We start from the raw sequence: 540 nt of genomic DNA on the forward strand, positions 1-540 counted from the left end.
TTCATGAGGTAAGTAGGCCGCCGGAATTAAGGGGTAACCGCCTGCGCAGGCGCGGTAGTTGTTTCCTGATTTGCTCAGGTTGTGGCTCCGCGATAATGGCCGGGAAACCGGCTCTGGCGACCGCCTCGAAATCAGATTGCAGTCGATTTTGACGGTTAATGTTTGTGAATCCAGGAGGTACATCATGCCTTTGAATCTGGAGGACAAACGAGCGATTGTTGCTTCGGTTAATGCTGTTGCTACTGAAGCGCTGTCTGCTGTGGTTGCTGACTATCGTGGTCTCACTGTTTCTCAGATGACTGAGTTGCGTAGTAAGGCCCGTGAAACCGGCGTGTACCTGAAAGTAGTACGGAACACGCTGGCGAAGTTCGCCGTGAAAGACACTGAATTCGAGTGTCTGAACGATGCACTGGTTGGCCCCACTGTTTTGGCTTTTTCCCAGGATGATCCGGGCGCTGCTGCTCGCCTCATCAAGGATTTCGCCAAAGACCATGACGCGCTGGAAGTAAAAGCTCTGGCCGTGGGTGGCGTAACTTATGG

The 540-nt window shown here is 53.0% G+C and carries 1 protein-coding gene; it reads left to right on the forward strand.

Translation table 11 applies throughout. The features are described 5' to 3' along the window. Positions 1–184 precede the first annotated feature (184 nt). The coding region (gene rplJ, locus A3730_RS08630; protein ID WP_063537927.1) for a 50S ribosomal protein L10 at positions 185–540 on the forward strand (356 nt) is incomplete at its 3' end.

It is taken from the genome of Alcanivorax sp. HI0044 (genome assembly GCF_001634945.1).